Genomic DNA, 14140 nt, shown 5'->3' on the forward strand with positions numbered 1-14140 from the left:
ATTACCTCCACCCATCAATAATTTGCTTGAGCACTTTGCGCTCATCGGCTGACAGATCATCCTTCTCGTTCTTCGGATAGATCAGCAGCAATGCGATCTGGGAAGCGGACGTGAAGTGGTAGTAGATGACCCTGGAGCCGCCACGCTTACCGTGACCACTGGAAGCCACACGCACCTTGCGGATGCCACCAGTCCCTTCGATCACATCTCCCATATCGGGCCGCTCGGCCAGCAGGCGCTGAAACTCTGCATAGCTGTCGTCACTGAGCAGCTCTTTCAGACGCTTCGTGAAAACCGGGGTTTCAATAAAGATCATGTCAAAATAGTACGCCAGTGGCGCACCTCCATTCAATTGGTTTAACTACTGGCAGTGGTCGGGAAGTCAGCCATGGGCCCCAACCTGATTGCGTCATGCAGATGCTCAGGCGCCAAGTGGGCGTAACGCATCGTCATGCTCAGCGAGGCATGACCCAGGATCTCTTTCAGCGTCACGATGTGCCCACCACCCATGATGAAGTGAGCGGCGAAGGTGTGGCGCAGGATGTGACTAGACTGCCCCTTGGGTGGCTTGATCGAGGTTTCGAGCAGAACCTTGCGGAACACGCCAATGCAGTTAGTGAACGGCCCATGCTCGCTCCAGTGCTTATGGATCGAATCCACCAGGGACTGAGTAACCGGAATCGCCCTCACCCGCTTCGACTTTGTATTGGCGAAGGTTATAACCCCTGAGCCGATCCTTTCCGGGGTCAAAGCCTGGGCCTCTCCCCACCTCGCCCCTGTCGATAAACAGATCACCGCGACCATGTAACTGTGCGGTGCGGTATCTCGAGTACGCAGATCCTCCAGCAGCGCAGCTATCTGCGGTTTGGTCAGGTAGGTCAGCTCACGCTCCTGTAGCCGAATCGGCTTGATACGGGTGAACGGGCACGGATAGTCGATCACGTCGAGCTTGTGCAGTTCGTTATAGACGGACTTCAAATAACCAAGCCGGTTGTTAGCGGCTTTTCCTGTCACGCCCAGGGCAAGCCATCGAGCCCGAACCATAGCGGTCGCAGCACCATCAACCTTGATGGCAACAGGGTCCCGTGATCGCACCCTCGCCTACGCGAAAGCCTTGCGGCTTCGCCCCCGCGCCAATGGTCCAACCGCATTTTCATCTGAAACTCTTCCAGGGGTTCTTGCTCGCTTTTATCAAAGAAAAAGGGTCATTAAGACTCAAAACTAAGTCATAAAGACACCATAGAAAAAGAGTCATTAAAACACTAAATATTTTAACTAATTGATTTTTATCGGTTAATTACTTGGCACAAAATCTGAAAAAGGTAGATCCGCCTTCAATCGAAACCATAAAGGATCAACCATGAAAACCGCTCCATGCCTTGCACTGTGCCTCGGTCTGTCTCTGCCGCTGTTCGCCGCGGCGGACCAGGTGATTCGCGAAGTTCCCGATACCACCGCCGGCAAAGGCGTCGGCACGCTCAGCGGCCTGATGCTGGGTGCGGCTGCCGGCGGCCCGGCCGGTGCCATCGTCGGGGCGGGTGCCGGCTTCTTTCTCGGTGGCGCCACGCAACAGGGTGCCGGCCTCAGCGAGCGTGCCTACGAGGTGGAAAGCGAGGCCGGTGAACGCCACACCGTGCGCTCGCCCAACGCCAGCTTCGCTCCGGGGCAGACCGTGACCCGCAGCGGTTCGCGCATCCACCGTTCGTACCGCTAACAGGAGTCGCATCATGCTCAATGAACAGTTCAACGACCGTATCGCCGTGGTCACCGGCGCCAGTTCAGGCATCGGCCTGGCGTTGACCGAGGGCCTGCTGCAACGCGGTACCCAGGTGCTGGCCATGGCTCGCCGTGAGGGCGGCCTGGCGGATCTGCACGCACGCTTCGGCGACCGCCTGCACTGGCTGGCCGGTGACGTCAGCCAGCAGGCAGACCTCGAGCGCCTGGCACAACGGGCGCGCGCCCTCGGGCCCATCGACTTTCTGGTGCCGAATGCCGGTATCGCCCAGCTCGCCGATGGCCTCGACAGCCACGCGTTCGACCGTCAGTGGGCGGTGAATGGCGCCGGCGCACTGAATACCCTGGCGGTATTGCGCGAGCAGCTGGCCAAGCCGGCGTCGGTGGTGTTCATCGCCACATTTCTCTCGCAGGTGACCTTCCCCGGGCTCGCCGCCTACATCGCCTCGAAGACGGCGCTGAAGGCACAGGCGCGCACGCTGGCGGTGGAGCTGGCCACCCAGGGCATTCGCATCAACCTGGTATCGCCCGGCCCGACCGCCACGCCGATCTGGGGCTCACTAGGGCTGGACGACACGCAGCTCGCCAGCGTCGCCGGCAGCGTCAACCAGCGCCTGCTCAGTGGCCAGTTCCTCGAACCCGGCGCCGTCGCCGACGCCATCCTGTTCCTGCTCTCGGATGCCGCGCGCGGCCTCTATGGCCAGGATCTGGTGGTGGACAACGGCTATACCCTGCGTTGATGCGCCCACCGCGCGACTGAAAAAGCTCCCTTGGTAACCAGGGCCCAAGCTGTGTTGCGGGCCCTGTTTTTTTATACCTGCAGAATGCTCAGCGCGACTGGCGCAGCACACGCGCAGCACTCGCCAGGTTTGCCGTCCGCTGGCGCCGCAAGCGCCGCCAGCCGAGGACCACGCCGGTCAGGCTGATCGCCAGGCCGCCGAGGCTGAAGGCGATGATCAGCACCTCGCGCAGCAACGGCCGCTCCAGCAGCGGTTGCCAATCCCAACTGTGCAGCAGGTTGAACAGCCAGCGTCCGCTGCGGCCACTGGCATCCAGCTGCAGCACCACCGCGCCGCTGCGTGGGTCGAGGTACAGCCAAGTCTGCGCCGGGTCGTCGAAACGCACCTGCAGCACCGGCAGCGGACGTGTTTGGTTGCCGTACATGCTCTGCGCTTCCCGTGCGTAGTAGTAACTGTCGTAACGCTGCAACACCGCGACCTGCTGCTTCCCCTCGGGTTGCATCGCCCGAGCGGCGTTTCGCAGCAACTCGTCGGGCAGCTGCTGCAGTGGTAGGCCGCCCTCCTCCTCCAGGGCCAGTACGCGGCTGCGACCGGCGCCATCGCGCGCGGTGAGGTAGGCCGTGCCGGCCAGCATCCGCCATTCCAGCTCGCGCGCCTGCACACCGCTCTGCTGCATGCGCTGCAGGACGTCGGCAGGTGCCAGCGTCAGGCGTTCGGCGCTCAACGCACCGCCTTGGTAGGCGGCGAGCGACAAGGTCGACTGATTCTCGAACAGGTGCCAGGGGCGCATCGACATCAGGCCGCTGAAGATCCAGGCGATCAGCACCAGGCCGAACAGCATGCCGCCGACGTGATGCCAGCGGGCGAAGCCGCTGTACGGCGTGCGCGCGCCGTTGCGGTAGGGCCGCGAGAAGCGCCAGCGCAGCACGCCGACCACCTGGCCGAGCAGCGCCATGGCGGTGGCCGCGAGCGACAGGTAGATGACGATGTCGGTCCACCAGTTGCTGTCGCGAAAGGCATACAGCCAGTGCAACCAGGCGCCGAGCCAGTTCCACGCGCGCTCGTTCCAGGTCGCGTCGCGCACCACCGCACCGCTGCGGCTGGAGATGTACAGCAGGCGCTGCTCGGCATCGTCGAGCTGCACCACGTGCAACGGCCGATCGCCATCCAGGGCGCGCGAACGACTCCAGGTGTCTTCCTCTACCTGCTCGCGGTAGTGCGCGGCAACGCTGCCATCGAATTGCCGCGCGCTGGCCAGCGCCTGTTCGGCGTCGACCCGTTCGATGCGCCCGCCGCTGCGCGCATCCACTGCCACGCTGCGGCCATCGGCATAGCCGAGCAGGTAGCGCGGCGTGCCCGCCGCCGAGGTCAGGCGCAGGGTCGCGGGCGGCTGCTCGACGCCGCTGGCGCGCAGGGCATCGGCAGCGCTGATGCAGCAGGTGCGCGGGTCGAGCACCGGCAGCCGCGCCAGGTGCTCGGCCGGGGTCAGCTTGGGGTAGCCGACGTACAGCATGACCACCCCGGAGACGAACCACAGCGCCATGAAAAGGCAGAGGACGATGCCCAGCCAGCGGTGCCAGAGGTACAGATGGCGCTTGATCTTCATGGCCTAGAACCGCGTGTCCAGGGCGACTTCGAAGGTGCGTGGCGCGCCCATGTAGTACTGCGTGCCGTAGGCCTGCTTGGCGTACACCTCGTCGGTGAGGTTGCGCACCCGTGCGGTGACGGCGGTGTGCTCGTCGATCCGGTAGCGGGCGAAAGCACCGTACAGGGTGTAGGCCGGCGCCTTGACCGTGTTGGCGTTGTCGGCGAACACCGAGTCGACGTAACGCGCATCCACACCCGCCGCCCAGGCCGAGGTGATCTCGTAGGTCAGCCAGAGGTTGGCGACGTTGTCCGGCACGTTGATCGGCGTGTTGCCCTTGCGCGACACCGACACGCCACCTGCGGCCTCGTTGAACTCGTCATACTCGGCGTCCACGTAGGCGTAGTTGGCTTCGGCCAGCAGCTGCGGGGTGATCTGCAGCTTGCCCGCCAGCTCGATGCCGCGCGAGGTCTGCTGCCCCGCCTGCACGGTCAGGTTGGGGTTGCTCGAATCGCGCACGGCAAAGTCGCGGCGCACGATCTGGTACAGCGCCACGGTGGCCGAGCCACGGCCGTCGAGGAAGTCGAACTTGCTGCCCGCCTCCCACTGCTCGCCCTTGGACAGGTCGAACAGGCCGACGTTGGAGTAGGTCGCCGAGGCCAGCGAACCCGCGGGCAGGTCCGCCGAGGTGCTGTATTGCAGGTAGAGGTTGGCCGCTGGCGTGAGCTCATAGACCACGCCGAGGCGGCCACTGAGCGGCTCCCAGGTGCGCTCGAAATAGGCCGGGCTGGTGGCGGAGACCGTGCCGTAGTTGGTCACCTCCATGTTCAGATGGTCATAGCGCAAGCCGCTGAGCAGCGACAGGCGCTCGCTGAGCATCAGGCGGTTTTCCAGGAACACCGCCGCGGTGGTGATCTCGTGGCGGCGCTGCTTGCGCAGGCCTGCGTTGACGCCAGGAATGTCGTAGAAACTACCCGGATCGAAGTGATCCGGGTCCACACTGTCGCTCCAGCTGCTGCCGGTTGGGTGCAGCGTCTGGCGCATGCGCGAGTAGTCGACGCCCAGCGACCATTGGTTGCCGAGGCCGAACAACTGGTTGTCATGGCGCAGTTCCAGGCGATTGCCGAGTACGTTCTGGTCGTGGCGCTGCAGGTAGGCGCCGGAGCGGGCAACGTCGCCGGCAGCGTTGTAGCTGTAGGTCTCGATGTTGCGATAGTCGCGCTGGGCGTTGTAGTGGTAGAGCGTGTTCTGCAGGCTGCTGGCCTCACCGAGGTGGTAATCGGTGATCGAGCGTACCCAGCGCACGCGCTGCTCGTAGCGGCCATCGCCGGCGTTGTAGTTCTCGAAGCGGCGGCTCTTGTCGATCTTCATCGTGTCGCGGCCCGGAAGGACCGGCGTGCCCCAGTACGGGCTGTCTTCCTGGTCCTCCAGGTACTCGATGGCCAGCGTATGGCTCAGGTCCGGCGTCAGGTCGCTGAGCAGGGAAAAAGCGAAGCTGCTGGTCTCGCGCTGATTACGGTCGATGTAGCCATTGCCGTTGCCACGACTGAAATCCAGGCGCGCGAAGTGGCGCGCGTCGGCCTCGTCACCGAGCGCCTGATTGAGGCCGAATGATACGTCCGACTCATCGAAGCTACCGTAGCGCAAACGACCTTCGACCAGGTTCTCGCGGCTGGCGAGCTTGGAGAGGTAGTTGATCGAGCCGCCCACGGCGCCGGCGCCATAGAGGAAGGTCGACGGCCCGCCGATCAGCTCGACGCGGTCGATCATCCAGGCGTCCACCGGACGGGTCGCGCTGCTGTAGCCGAGATTGATGCCGTTGTAGAGCTGGGTGATCTGGTTCTGGGTGAAGCCGCGGTAGGAGACGAAGCCGCCGTAGCCGGGGTTGGCCGAGGCATTCACCCCGGTCATGCCGTTGATCACGTCCTGGGTGTCCGTAGCCCCGCGCGCCTCGATCACGCTGCGGTCGGCGACGCTCACCGAGGCCGGGGTTTCGCGGGCGGTAAGGCCCAGGCGCGAGCCGGTCTTGATCGGCTGGTCGAGCACCAGGCCCGAGGGTTGTTCCTTGATTGCGCTGACGGTGCTGCCAGGCAGTTGCAGCGCGTGGTCGGCCCACGCGGTGTTGCAAGCGCTGAACAGCAGCGCCAGGCAGGCATATTTCTGGGTCATGCAGCATATCCATGCAGGGAAAATGACTCGCCCGAGCGACCGCGGTAGCGGCCTGGGCGGTGGCGTCATGCAGGGTTATGCGAGAGGCGAAGCGCGGGGATTTAGCGAGGGCCAGAGGTAGCGCGGCGGCGCTTGTGCCCCGTTCGACTGCTCGTTCGGCAGCGCGGCGAGCGGCGCCTGGAAATCCACGCCCCAGTTGGCGGAGTTGAGCGCCAGGGCCATGCCGAAGGAAGAACACAGCGGGCAGGAATAGTCGGCCATGGCATGACCGGTTTCGTCACCGCCCAGCTCGACACCGGAACCGTGGGCGCTTTCCGAACAGAAGCCGCCGTCCAGGCCGCTGAGGCTGAGGCCGCTCATCTGGCCGTGGTGTACGCCGCAGACGAACAGGCTGAAGAGCACGCTGACGAATAGCATCAGGGCGATCAGCGAGCGGTCTGGGCGGGCAATTTTCATGGCGGCGACTCTAGCATTGCGGTCCGGCAGTACAGAAGCGGCGCGGCAAAGACGTTTTGCCGCACCCTGCCCCGTAACCCCGTATGGATTGCCGAGCCGGCAGGCCACGCGGGACGACGCTGAAGATCATTCAAGACCAGCGCGGTGCATCTGGCAACGCCTGGCGCGCGCCGCCGACACGCACCCGCAACCTGGCTGAAAACTGTAACAGGCACCGAGAAAAGCTGAACCGGCGACGACGCGACGGGCTCCAAACTGCAACGAGCCATCGGCTCCCGGCAAGCGAGGATGCAGCCATGTCTACCTGGGCCATCGCCTTCAGTCGTGACAACAGCACCAACAAGATCGAAATCGACAGCGCGACCAAGCCAACCATGGAGAAGGCCGTCGCACAGGTTATGAAGTGGGCCGAAGCCAACGTCGAACCCGAGCACCATGAAGATACGCAGATCGATTCGCGCGAGCGGGCGACCCTGCTGCTCAAGCGCTACGGCATCACCATCACCGGTATCGCCCAGGTGTAACCCACCGGGCACCAGAGAGCGGAGGACACATGCAGAAGTTGGGAGAAGTGGTGTTCACCAAAGGCCGGTTCACGGTCGTCGAACGCATCGAAAACCATGCCGATGGCACCCTGGAGGTCGTCGGTCATTCGGTGCACGGGCCAGGCGCCGATTCGAGTTGGCTGTGCACATTGAACGCGGCAGTGGCCCAGGCCGAGAAGCTGGCGGCCGAAGACACGTCCGCCTGATGTAGAGGCCGCCGACTGGGCGGCCTCGTCTTCCTGCTATCCGTTGCGTTTGCAGCGGCTTTCCTTGGTAGCCACGCCGCGGGCTCAGGCCATCACGTCGACCGAGTTGCCCAGGTTGGGCGGGTTGCTGGCCGGATTGGGAATCGCCTGGATCGCGCCGATGGCGGTTTGCGACTGCATCTCCAACGCCTTCTGCAACATGATGACGGAGATGGTCGCGTTGGTCTGCGCGGCGTTGGCCGTGGATACGGCGCTGGCAATGCCTGATAACTCCATGCTCACCTCCACGAAAAAACAGGGCTGATGGAGGGTCGACTGGGCCGCGCTAACCGAAGTTCCCAGCCCCGGACCGGCGTGCCCTCGAGCGCAGCCGGTTTCACGCCAATCCGCCGCCTTCGCCATCCGCTGTCAACGCGACCGCGTGCAACGCTGCAGCCAGCGAGCCAAGGGTGTCGCCAGCCTGCCCGCCGCCACGCGCCAGCCACCTGCTAACACTGCAACCGACCGCTGGTCGCCGCACCTCGGCGAGGTGCACGAAGGTAGCGGTTCCGTTGCAATTTTTAACTCGCCTGCGCGGCGCCCTTCATGTTATTTGTCCCTGCCACCGCCCAACCTGGTTTGCCAGGGTGTAACGCAGCGACTTCGCCAGAAAACTGCGGCACGGGTCAGGTCATTTGCTTGAACTGTCCTGCGTCTCAGCGCAGATGCCGGACAGGTATTAGGGGATGGGTCGACCACCAGTCGGCCCACGTCAGAACAAGCCAACCGGGGATCGACATGAAAAGGCTTGTGCTGCTGGCCATCGTGCTGGCGCTTGCCGGCTGTTCCGCAACTGCCAAAACCTATGAGAAGAAAGGCCGCAAAGGCTTGCACATCAATTGCTCCGGGCTCACCTCGAGCTGGGAACAGTGCGAGCAACGGGCACGCGATGCCTGCGGCACCAAGGGCTACAAGGTCATGGCCAAGGCGGGCGGCGAGACCGGTGAGGATGACCCGGCAGACTTCGTATTCGGCCTCAACCCTGCAGGCTTCTCCAGCCGCAGCATGATCGTGCTGTGCAAATAGCGCAGTACTGCTGGATTATTCAGATGCGGCGACAGGGCGTGTAACGAGGAATAGTCGAAAAAGACCCTGCCCCATCAAACGACTCATCACAGCCGCTGTTGCGCAGAACAGTGGACGCTCAGCAATCGCTCTCTACAGCCGAAACGATGCGATATCCGACGCCATGCTGCGTATGGAGAAGTGCAGTCGAGAATGGCTTGTCGATAGTTTGACGAAGCAAATGAATGTGGCTGCGCAGGCTGTCGCTGTTGGGTGGCTCATCACCCCACAGGGCTTCCTCGAGCACTTCGCGACGAACGACTGACGGGCTTCGCTGCATCAGGATTTTCAACAGCTGCATCGTCAGACGATTGAGCCTTAGCACCTTGCCCGCGCGCGTTACCTCTGAAGTATCGAGGTCGTAGGTCAGGTCAGCCACCTGCAGCCGTCGTTTCTGGCGCCCGTGGGAGCGTCGAAGCACCGCTTCGATACGTGCCACCAGCTCCGCCAGAGAGAACGGTTTGATCAGGTAGTCATCCGCACCCGAGCGCAGTCCTTCGAGGCGGTCCTCGAGCGTGTCCCGCGCAGTGAGCATCAGTATTGGCACCGCATTGCGCGCTTCGTTGCGCAAGCGTTGGCACAGCTGCACACCGTCCATGCCCGGCAACATGAGATCCAGCACGATCAAGTCGTAATGCGCGCTGGTAGCCAGGTGCAAGCCGGCCAGGCCGTCCTGGGCGCAGTCGACGCTATAACCCTTGATCTCGAGGTAATCGAGCAGGTTGGCAAGAATGTCGCGGTTGTCCTCAATGACCAGAATGCGCATTCACGATCTCTTCACGGAAGTTGATCCTTTTTTCACATTGCATTGACGAGCGCCTGACGAAGGCGACGACAAACTGCGGCCGTTCATCCATCAGGGATCCTACGATGCCACAGTTTCACTACGCCCAACTGCGCTACTTGAAGATCGTCATGCTCAGCTGGCTGGGTGTGTTCACGCTCACGCGATGCCTGCTGTTGATCACCCATTTCGGCGATGCCGACGCGTCGCTTACAGATTTGTTCGGCATGTTCAGCGTGGGCCTGATCTACGACCTGAGTTTCCTGCTCTATGCCGCGGCGCCACTGGCAACCTACCTGCTGCTATGCCCGCAACGTCTCTGGCGGCACCGCTCGCATCAATGGCTCCTACGCGTGCTGCTGGGCCTCAGTCTGTTCGCCATGCTGTTCACTGCAGTCGCCGAATGGCTGTTCTGGGACGAGTTCGGTGTGCGCTTCAACTTCATCGCAGTCGACTATCTGGTGTACTCCGAAGAAGTGATCAACAACATCCTCGAGTCCTACCCGATCTACCCATTGCTGGCTCTACTGGCCCTGATCGCTGCTGGCATTACCGCAGCACTGCGCCATCAACTAACAGCAGCATTCGCGGCGCCTTCAATCAGCACATCGAAAGCAGCAGTGGCACTCGGTGGCCTTGTGCTCATCGCCCTGGCCTCTACCGCGCTGATCGGCCAGAACTTTCCACGCGGCCTAGGCGGGAACGCCTATCAGCGCGAGCTGGCCAGCAACGGGCCGTTCCAGTTCTTCGCCGCGTTTCGCAACAACGAGCTCGACTATCAGCAGTTCTACGCGACGATGGACGACCACGAGGTTGCTCAGCAACTGCGCAGCGAACTGGCCGAGCCGAACGCCCACTTCATCGGTCAGGACCCCATGGATATTCGTCGGCTGATCGACAACCCAGGCGAGCAGCAAAAGCACAACGTCGTCCTCGTCACCATCGAGAGCCTGAGCGCACGCTACCTGGGTAGCTTCGGCGATACCCGCGCGCTGACACCGAATCTCGACGCGCTGCGCCAGCACAGCCTGTTCTTCAACAACTTCTATGCCACCGGCACTCGCACCGACCGGGGGCTGGAGGCCATAACGCTCTCGATTCCACCGACACCAGGCCGCTCGATCGTCAAACGTATTGGCCGCGAATCGGGCTACGGCAGCCTTGGCCAGCAGTTCAATGCGCTGGGTTACGACAGCGTGTTCATCTATGGGGGGCGCGGCTACTTCGACAACATGAACGCCTTCTTCAGCGGCAATGGCTATCGCATCGTTGACCAGAGCAGCGTTGCCGAGCGCGACATCTCGTTCAAGAACGCCTGGGGTATGTCTGACGAGGATCTCTACACCCAGACACTCGCAGTGGCCGATGCCGATAACGCTGCCGGCAAACCGTTTTTCCTGCAGTTGATGACCACGTCCAACCACCGCCCCTACACCTACCCAAACGGGCGGATCGACATTGCCTCAGGCGAGGGCCGTGAAGGTGCGGTGAAGTACACCGACTACGCCATCGGCCAGTTCCTGGCCAAAGCCAAGGAAAAGCCCTGGTTCACCAACACGATCTTCCTCTTCGTCGCCGATCACACCGCGGGCAGCGCCGGCAAAGAAGACCTGCCGGTGGCCAACTACCATATTCCGCTGTTCATCTACGCGCCGGGGCTTATCCAGCATCAGGAGTTTTCCAAGTTAACCAGCCAGATTGACCTGGCACCCACGCTGCTGGGTCTACTCAACGTCGACTACACCTCTACGTTTTTCGGCCGCAACGTCTTGCGCGATGACGCGGCCCCGGGTCGCGCGTTGCTGGGCAACTACCAGCACCTCGGACTGTTCGACGGCGTCGACCTTGCCATTCTGAGCCCGCGCCGAGGCATCCGGCGACATGATCACGCGCAGGGCAACAGCCAGGAGTCGATCAGTACGACAGCGGACGCCTTGGTACGCCGAGACGTGGCGTACTACCAGGGTGCGAGCCATGCCTTCAACAGCGGCTTGATCGCCTGGCATCAGCCAAGCGCACCTGAACGCACTGCCACACATGAAGCAATCAGCGCGCTTGCCCCCTGAGCCAGGAATAACGCCATGACTACCGCTATTGCATTCGCTTCACGTCCGCTGAACTGGCGCCTGGTATTCGGCGTTCCGCTCGGTCTGATGGCGCTGCTGCTGATCGTCGATCCCGTCAGGATAGATTTTGCACTCGCGCATCTTTTCTACCTGCCTGGCCAAGGCTTCATCGGCAAGAACAGCTTCTGGCTGGAAGATGTTCTCCATGATCGTGCCAAGCAGGCGGTCATCCTGCTGGGCGTCCTGTCCATCGCCGGCTTCATGCTCAGCCTGCTACCAACACGCCTGCGTGCCTGGCGGCGCCATCTGGGCTACCTGGTATTGGCCCTGGGACTCTCGACAAGCATTGTCACGCCACTGAAAACGCTCACTGGCGTGCAATGCCCCTGGAGCCTGAGTGAATTCGGGGGCCAGGAAACTTTCAGCTCGCTGATTGGGGAGCGCCCCGTCACCGAGAACCCCGGCCGTTGCTGGCCAGGCGGGCATGCGTCTGCAGGATTTTCGCTACTGGCATTTTTCTTTGTGCTGCGTGATCGGCACCCGCGCCTGGCGCGCATCGCACTAGTCACGGCACTGGCACTCGGTTCGCTGTTTTCATTGGGCCGGATGATGCAAGGCGCACACTTCCTTTCTCACAACCTGTGGACGTTGCTCTTCGACTGGCTCATCTGCGCAACGTGCTATCGCCTGGTGCTCTACCAGCGGGAAAAAACGCCGCGACTGCTTCTATCGGTACCACCCAAACATCTGTCATTTCAAGCACCTGAATCTGCCAACAAGCTCAGTAGACCGCACTGCCACATAAGGTAAAGCAGCATGTCTCACACCTGGCGTCCCCCTCGACCGCAAGCGCTCGCAACCACCTTGATGGGCTTGAGCAGCCTCGCCTTACTGCTCGCAGTGCCGCTTACGGCACTACTCCTGTCTGGCTGCCAGAGCACCCGAGAACACATGCTTGGCGAAGGCTACCCACTCGCCTTCGTCGATGGCTTCGATGCCGGATGCAGCAGCGGCAGAAAGGCAGCGGGCTCACTCGACTCATTCCGTAAAGATGTGCCCCGCTATCTGCAAGACAAGCTTTACGCAGGCGGCTGGGAAGACGGTTTTCGCCAGTGCCATGGCCAGCTGGAAGCCGAAATCGAACGCGACCTGCATGAGCCCAGCGAGCGAGACCGCGAATGGCGTCACCATGTGCAACAGAGCATGGGGCAGGCGTTACGACAGAAGTGAGTGTGCGCCCTGACACCATACGCACCAGGACATACCTGATAACTCGCACTGCAAATCCCCGCACTCGAGCAGCTAGCGGCGGCGCACCGAGTCGGTATAGTTGGCCGCCTTCGGGCCAACTGCCCCCAGCACGAGACGCCACGCATGTACCACGGGGAAAAATTCAACGCCTGGACCCACCTGGTTGGCGCGGTGCTGGCGTGCATCGGCGCGATCTGGCTGCTGGTCCTGGCGGCGCTCACGGGCGAGCCGCTGAAGATCGTCAGCGTGGCCATCTACGGGGTCGCCCTGGTCGTGCTGTACAGCATCTCCACGCTGTACCACAGCCTGCGCGGGCGGGCGAAGCTGATCATGCGCAAGCTCGATCACCTGTCGATCTACCTGCTGATCGCCGGCAGCTACACGCCGTTCTGCCTGGTCACGCTCAAGGGCGCCTGGGGCTGGACGCTGTTCGGCATCGTCTGGACGCTGGGCCTGATCGGCATGCTGCAGGAGATCAAGCCGCGCTCGGAGGCACGGGTGCTGTCGCTGATCATCTATGCGGTGATGGGCTGGATCGTGCTGATCGCCATCGAGCCGCTGCTCGCCGCGCTGGGCCGTACCGGCTTCACCTGGCTGGCCGCGGGCGGCATCTTCTACACCGTCGGCATCGTGTTCTTCGCCTACGACAGCCGCTTCCGCCACTGGCACGGCATCTGGCACCTGTTCGTCATGGCCGGCAGCCTGCTGCACTTCGTGGCCATCCTGCGCTACGTCATTTAGGTCCTACGGGAAAATGCCTGCGCACGGCGACTTCTCGCAGGGTGCGCTGTGCGCACCAAGCAGCCCATCATAGGCCCTGGTGCGCACAACGCCCCCTGCAACAGACGGCCGCACGGCCTGTTGCCCCGCCACCACTCATCGCCGCAAATGAACACGGCCTGCGGCATCCAGTCGGTTACTTAACACCCCTCTCAGGAGAACCGACATGGTTGCATTCGATCCCCAGTCGCGTCGCGCGGCCCGCCATCCCCATCAGCAGCAGAACATTCCCAACTGGGAACGCGCGCTGTCCACCGGCGCCGGCATCATCCTCACCGGCCTAGGTCTGCATCGCGGCGGCCCGGTGGGCCTGGTCAGGATCGCCGTCGGTAGCCTGCTGCTGGCCCGTGGCGGCACCGGCCACTGCAACGTCAAGGGCCTGCTCGACGACCCGCAAACGGAGATCCGCCACCTGCGTGCCCGCATGCGCCAGCTCAGTGCAGCCCTGGCCAAGGCATCCGCGCACAGCACCAACTCCCGTGTACTCCGCCCCGCGCCGAGCGACGACGTGTTCGACGCCACCCAGATTCCCGGCGGGACCTATGCCATCGACCCGGCTACCGCCAGCCGCATGAGCGGCCGCTTCTAAGCATCTTGTTTCGCCACCCAGGGTGCGCATCGCGCGCCCTGGGTGAACCTCGCCGACCTGCAGCCCTGCACATTCAGCCCAACCTTTTGCCCGGCGCGCCGGTCAACTGAACAACGCAACTCGCGCCCGCA

At 62.8% G+C, this 14140-nt stretch carries 17 protein-coding genes; 10 read left to right on the forward strand and 7 right to left on the reverse strand.

The features are described 5' to 3' along the window. Position 1 precedes the first annotated feature (1 nt). Both IB229_RS18025 and IB229_RS18030 read right to left on the reverse strand, forming a co-directional pair. Entirely contained in the window at positions 2-316 is a 315-nt protein-coding gene (locus IB229_RS18025; RefSeq protein ID WP_192331281.1) for a type II toxin-antitoxin system RelE/ParE family toxin, read from the reverse strand. A gap of 41 nt (positions 317-357) precedes the next feature. Then, positions 358-1014 (reverse strand): tyrosine-type recombinase/integrase, encoded by a 657-nt coding sequence (locus IB229_RS18030; RefSeq protein ID WP_318652120.1) that lies wholly within the window; start codon positions 1012-1014, stop codon positions 358-360. A 346-nt stretch (positions 1015-1360) separates the two neighbouring features. Here IB229_RS18030 and IB229_RS18035 point away from each other — a divergent pair, with 346 nt between their 5' ends. Further along, positions 1361-1714, forward strand: a complete 354-nt coding sequence (locus tag IB229_RS18035) for a hypothetical protein (RefSeq protein ID WP_192331282.1) — start codon at positions 1361-1363, stop codon at positions 1712-1714. A 13-nt stretch (positions 1715-1727) separates the two neighbouring features. Next, a complete protein-coding gene (locus IB229_RS18040) occupies positions 1728-2474 on the forward strand; it encodes an SDR family NAD(P)-dependent oxidoreductase (RefSeq protein ID WP_192331283.1) in 747 nt (248 codons plus the stop codon). A gap of 88 nt (positions 2475-2562) precedes the next feature. Here IB229_RS18040 and IB229_RS18045 read toward each other — a convergent pair whose 3' ends face one another. The 3 genes from IB229_RS18045 to IB229_RS18055 form a co-directional block, all read right to left on the reverse strand. After that, positions 2563-4074: a PepSY domain-containing protein gene (locus tag IB229_RS18045; protein WP_192331610.1), complete on the reverse strand. Its 1512-nt coding sequence runs from the start codon at positions 4072-4074 to the stop codon at positions 2563-2565. Positions 4075-4083: 9 nt separating this feature from the next. Continuing rightward, on the reverse strand, positions 4084-6228 hold the full coding sequence (locus IB229_RS18050; RefSeq protein WP_192331284.1) for a TonB-dependent receptor: 2145 nt from the start codon (positions 6226-6228) through the stop codon (positions 4084-4086). A 75-nt stretch (positions 6229-6303) separates the two neighbouring features. Next, complete coding sequence (locus IB229_RS18055; protein WP_192331285.1) at positions 6304-6684, reverse strand: DUF2946 domain-containing protein; 381 nt, start codon at positions 6682-6684, stop codon at positions 6304-6306. A gap of 296 nt (positions 6685-6980) precedes the next feature. Between IB229_RS18055 and IB229_RS18060 the strand changes: the two genes are divergently transcribed. Together IB229_RS18060 and IB229_RS18065 are read left to right on the forward strand one after the other, a co-directional pair. Beyond that, a complete protein-coding gene (locus tag IB229_RS18060; protein ID WP_192331286.1) occupies positions 6981-7208 on the forward strand; it encodes a hypothetical protein in 228 nt (75 codons plus the stop codon). A gap of 29 nt (positions 7209-7237) precedes the next feature. Further along, a complete protein-coding gene (locus IB229_RS18065) occupies positions 7238-7435 on the forward strand; it encodes a hypothetical protein (RefSeq protein WP_192331287.1) in 198 nt (65 codons plus the stop codon). An 84-nt stretch (positions 7436-7519) separates the two neighbouring features. Here the strand turns inward: IB229_RS18065 and IB229_RS18070 are convergent, their stop codons facing one another. Then, a complete protein-coding gene (locus IB229_RS18070) occupies positions 7520-7711 on the reverse strand; it encodes a YjfB family protein (protein ID WP_192331288.1) in 192 nt (63 codons plus the stop codon). Positions 7712-8212: 501 nt separating this feature from the next. Here IB229_RS18070 and IB229_RS18075 point away from each other — a divergent pair. After that, positions 8213-8500: a hypothetical protein gene (locus IB229_RS18075; protein WP_192331289.1), complete on the forward strand. Its 288-nt coding sequence runs from the start codon at positions 8213-8215 to the stop codon at positions 8498-8500. A gap of 118 nt (positions 8501-8618) precedes the next feature. Here IB229_RS18075 and IB229_RS18080 read toward each other — a convergent pair whose 3' ends face one another. Next, positions 8619-9305 carry a response regulator transcription factor gene (locus IB229_RS18080; protein ID WP_192331290.1) on the reverse strand — a complete coding sequence of 229 codons (687 nt, stop codon included), beginning with the start codon at positions 9303-9305 and terminating at the stop codon, positions 8619-8621. A gap of 104 nt (positions 9306-9409) precedes the next feature. On the opposite strand from IB229_RS18080, the gene IB229_RS18085 reads away from it, so the two are divergent. From IB229_RS18085 to IB229_RS18105, 5 genes are all read left to right on the forward strand, one after another. Further along, on the forward strand, positions 9410-11389 hold the full coding sequence (locus IB229_RS18085) for an LTA synthase family protein (RefSeq protein ID WP_192331291.1): 1980 nt from the start codon (positions 9410-9412) through the stop codon (positions 11387-11389). 15 nt (positions 11390-11404) lie between these two features. Then, positions 11405-12199 (forward strand): phosphatase PAP2 family protein, encoded by a 795-nt coding sequence (locus IB229_RS18090; protein ID WP_225579174.1) that lies wholly within the window; start codon positions 11405-11407, stop codon positions 12197-12199. Positions 12200-12205: 6 nt separating this feature from the next. Further along, complete coding sequence (locus IB229_RS18095) at positions 12206-12619, forward strand: hypothetical protein (RefSeq protein ID WP_412547796.1); 414 nt, start codon at positions 12206-12208, stop codon at positions 12617-12619. Between the two features lie 144 nt (positions 12620-12763). Then, the gene (gene trhA / locus IB229_RS18100; protein WP_192331292.1) at positions 12764-13381 is read left to right on the forward strand and encodes a PAQR family membrane homeostasis protein TrhA; all 618 of its coding nucleotides are present in this window, start codon (positions 12764-12766) and stop codon (positions 13379-13381) included. 205 nt (positions 13382-13586) lie between these two features. Beyond that, positions 13587-14009 carry a DUF2892 domain-containing protein gene (locus IB229_RS18105; RefSeq protein WP_192331293.1) on the forward strand — a complete coding sequence of 141 codons (423 nt, stop codon included), beginning with the start codon at positions 13587-13589 and terminating at the stop codon, positions 14007-14009. Positions 14010-14140: the final 131 nt, after the last annotated feature.

It is taken from the genome of Pseudomonas sp. PDM14 (assembly GCF_014851905.1).
In the GTDB taxonomy this organism is placed as follows: domain Bacteria; phylum Pseudomonadota; class Gammaproteobacteria; order Pseudomonadales; family Pseudomonadaceae; genus Aquipseudomonas.

Bases quoted from the DNA above. Each gene is read 5' to 3' on its own strand.
- IB229_RS18070 (WP_192331288.1), bottom strand. From the start codon at position 7,711: ATGGAGTTATCAGGCATTGCCAGCGCCGTATCCACGGCCAACGCCGCG.
- IB229_RS18025 (WP_192331281.1), bottom strand. From the start codon at position 316: ATGATCTTTATTGAAACCCCGGTTTTCACGAAGCGTCTGAAAGAGCTG.
- IB229_RS18075 (WP_192331289.1), top strand. From the start codon at position 8,213: ATGAAAAGGCTTGTGCTGCTGGCCATCGTGCTGGCGCTTGCCGGCTGT.
- IB229_RS18080 (WP_192331290.1), bottom strand. From the start codon at position 9,305: ATGCGCATTCTGGTCATTGAGGACAACCGCGACATTCTTGCCAACCTG.
- IB229_RS18065 (WP_192331287.1), top strand. From the start codon at position 7,238: ATGCAGAAGTTGGGAGAAGTGGTGTTCACCAAAGGCCGGTTCACGGTC.
- IB229_RS18035 (WP_192331282.1), top strand. From the start codon at position 1,361: ATGAAAACCGCTCCATGCCTTGCACTGTGCCTCGGTCTGTCTCTGCCG.
- IB229_RS18040 (WP_192331283.1), top strand. From the start codon at position 1,728: ATGCTCAATGAACAGTTCAACGACCGTATCGCCGTGGTCACCGGCGCC.
- IB229_RS18090 (WP_225579174.1), top strand. From the start codon at position 11,405: ATGACTACCGCTATTGCATTCGCTTCACGTCCGCTGAACTGGCGCCTG.
- IB229_RS18060 (WP_192331286.1), top strand. From the start codon at position 6,981: ATGTCTACCTGGGCCATCGCCTTCAGTCGTGACAACAGCACCAACAAG.
- IB229_RS18050 (WP_192331284.1), bottom strand. From the start codon at position 6,228: ATGACCCAGAAATATGCCTGCCTGGCGCTGCTGTTCAGCGCTTGCAAC.
- IB229_RS18105 (WP_192331293.1), top strand. From the start codon at position 13,587: ATGGTTGCATTCGATCCCCAGTCGCGTCGCGCGGCCCGCCATCCCCAT.
- trhA (WP_192331292.1), top strand. From the start codon at position 12,764: ATGTACCACGGGGAAAAATTCAACGCCTGGACCCACCTGGTTGGCGCG.
- IB229_RS18095 (WP_412547796.1), top strand. From the start codon at position 12,206: ATGTCTCACACCTGGCGTCCCCCTCGACCGCAAGCGCTCGCAACCACC.
- IB229_RS18055 (WP_192331285.1), bottom strand. From the start codon at position 6,684: ATGAAAATTGCCCGCCCAGACCGCTCGCTGATCGCCCTGATGCTATTC.
- IB229_RS18085 (WP_192331291.1), top strand. From the start codon at position 9,410: ATGCCACAGTTTCACTACGCCCAACTGCGCTACTTGAAGATCGTCATG.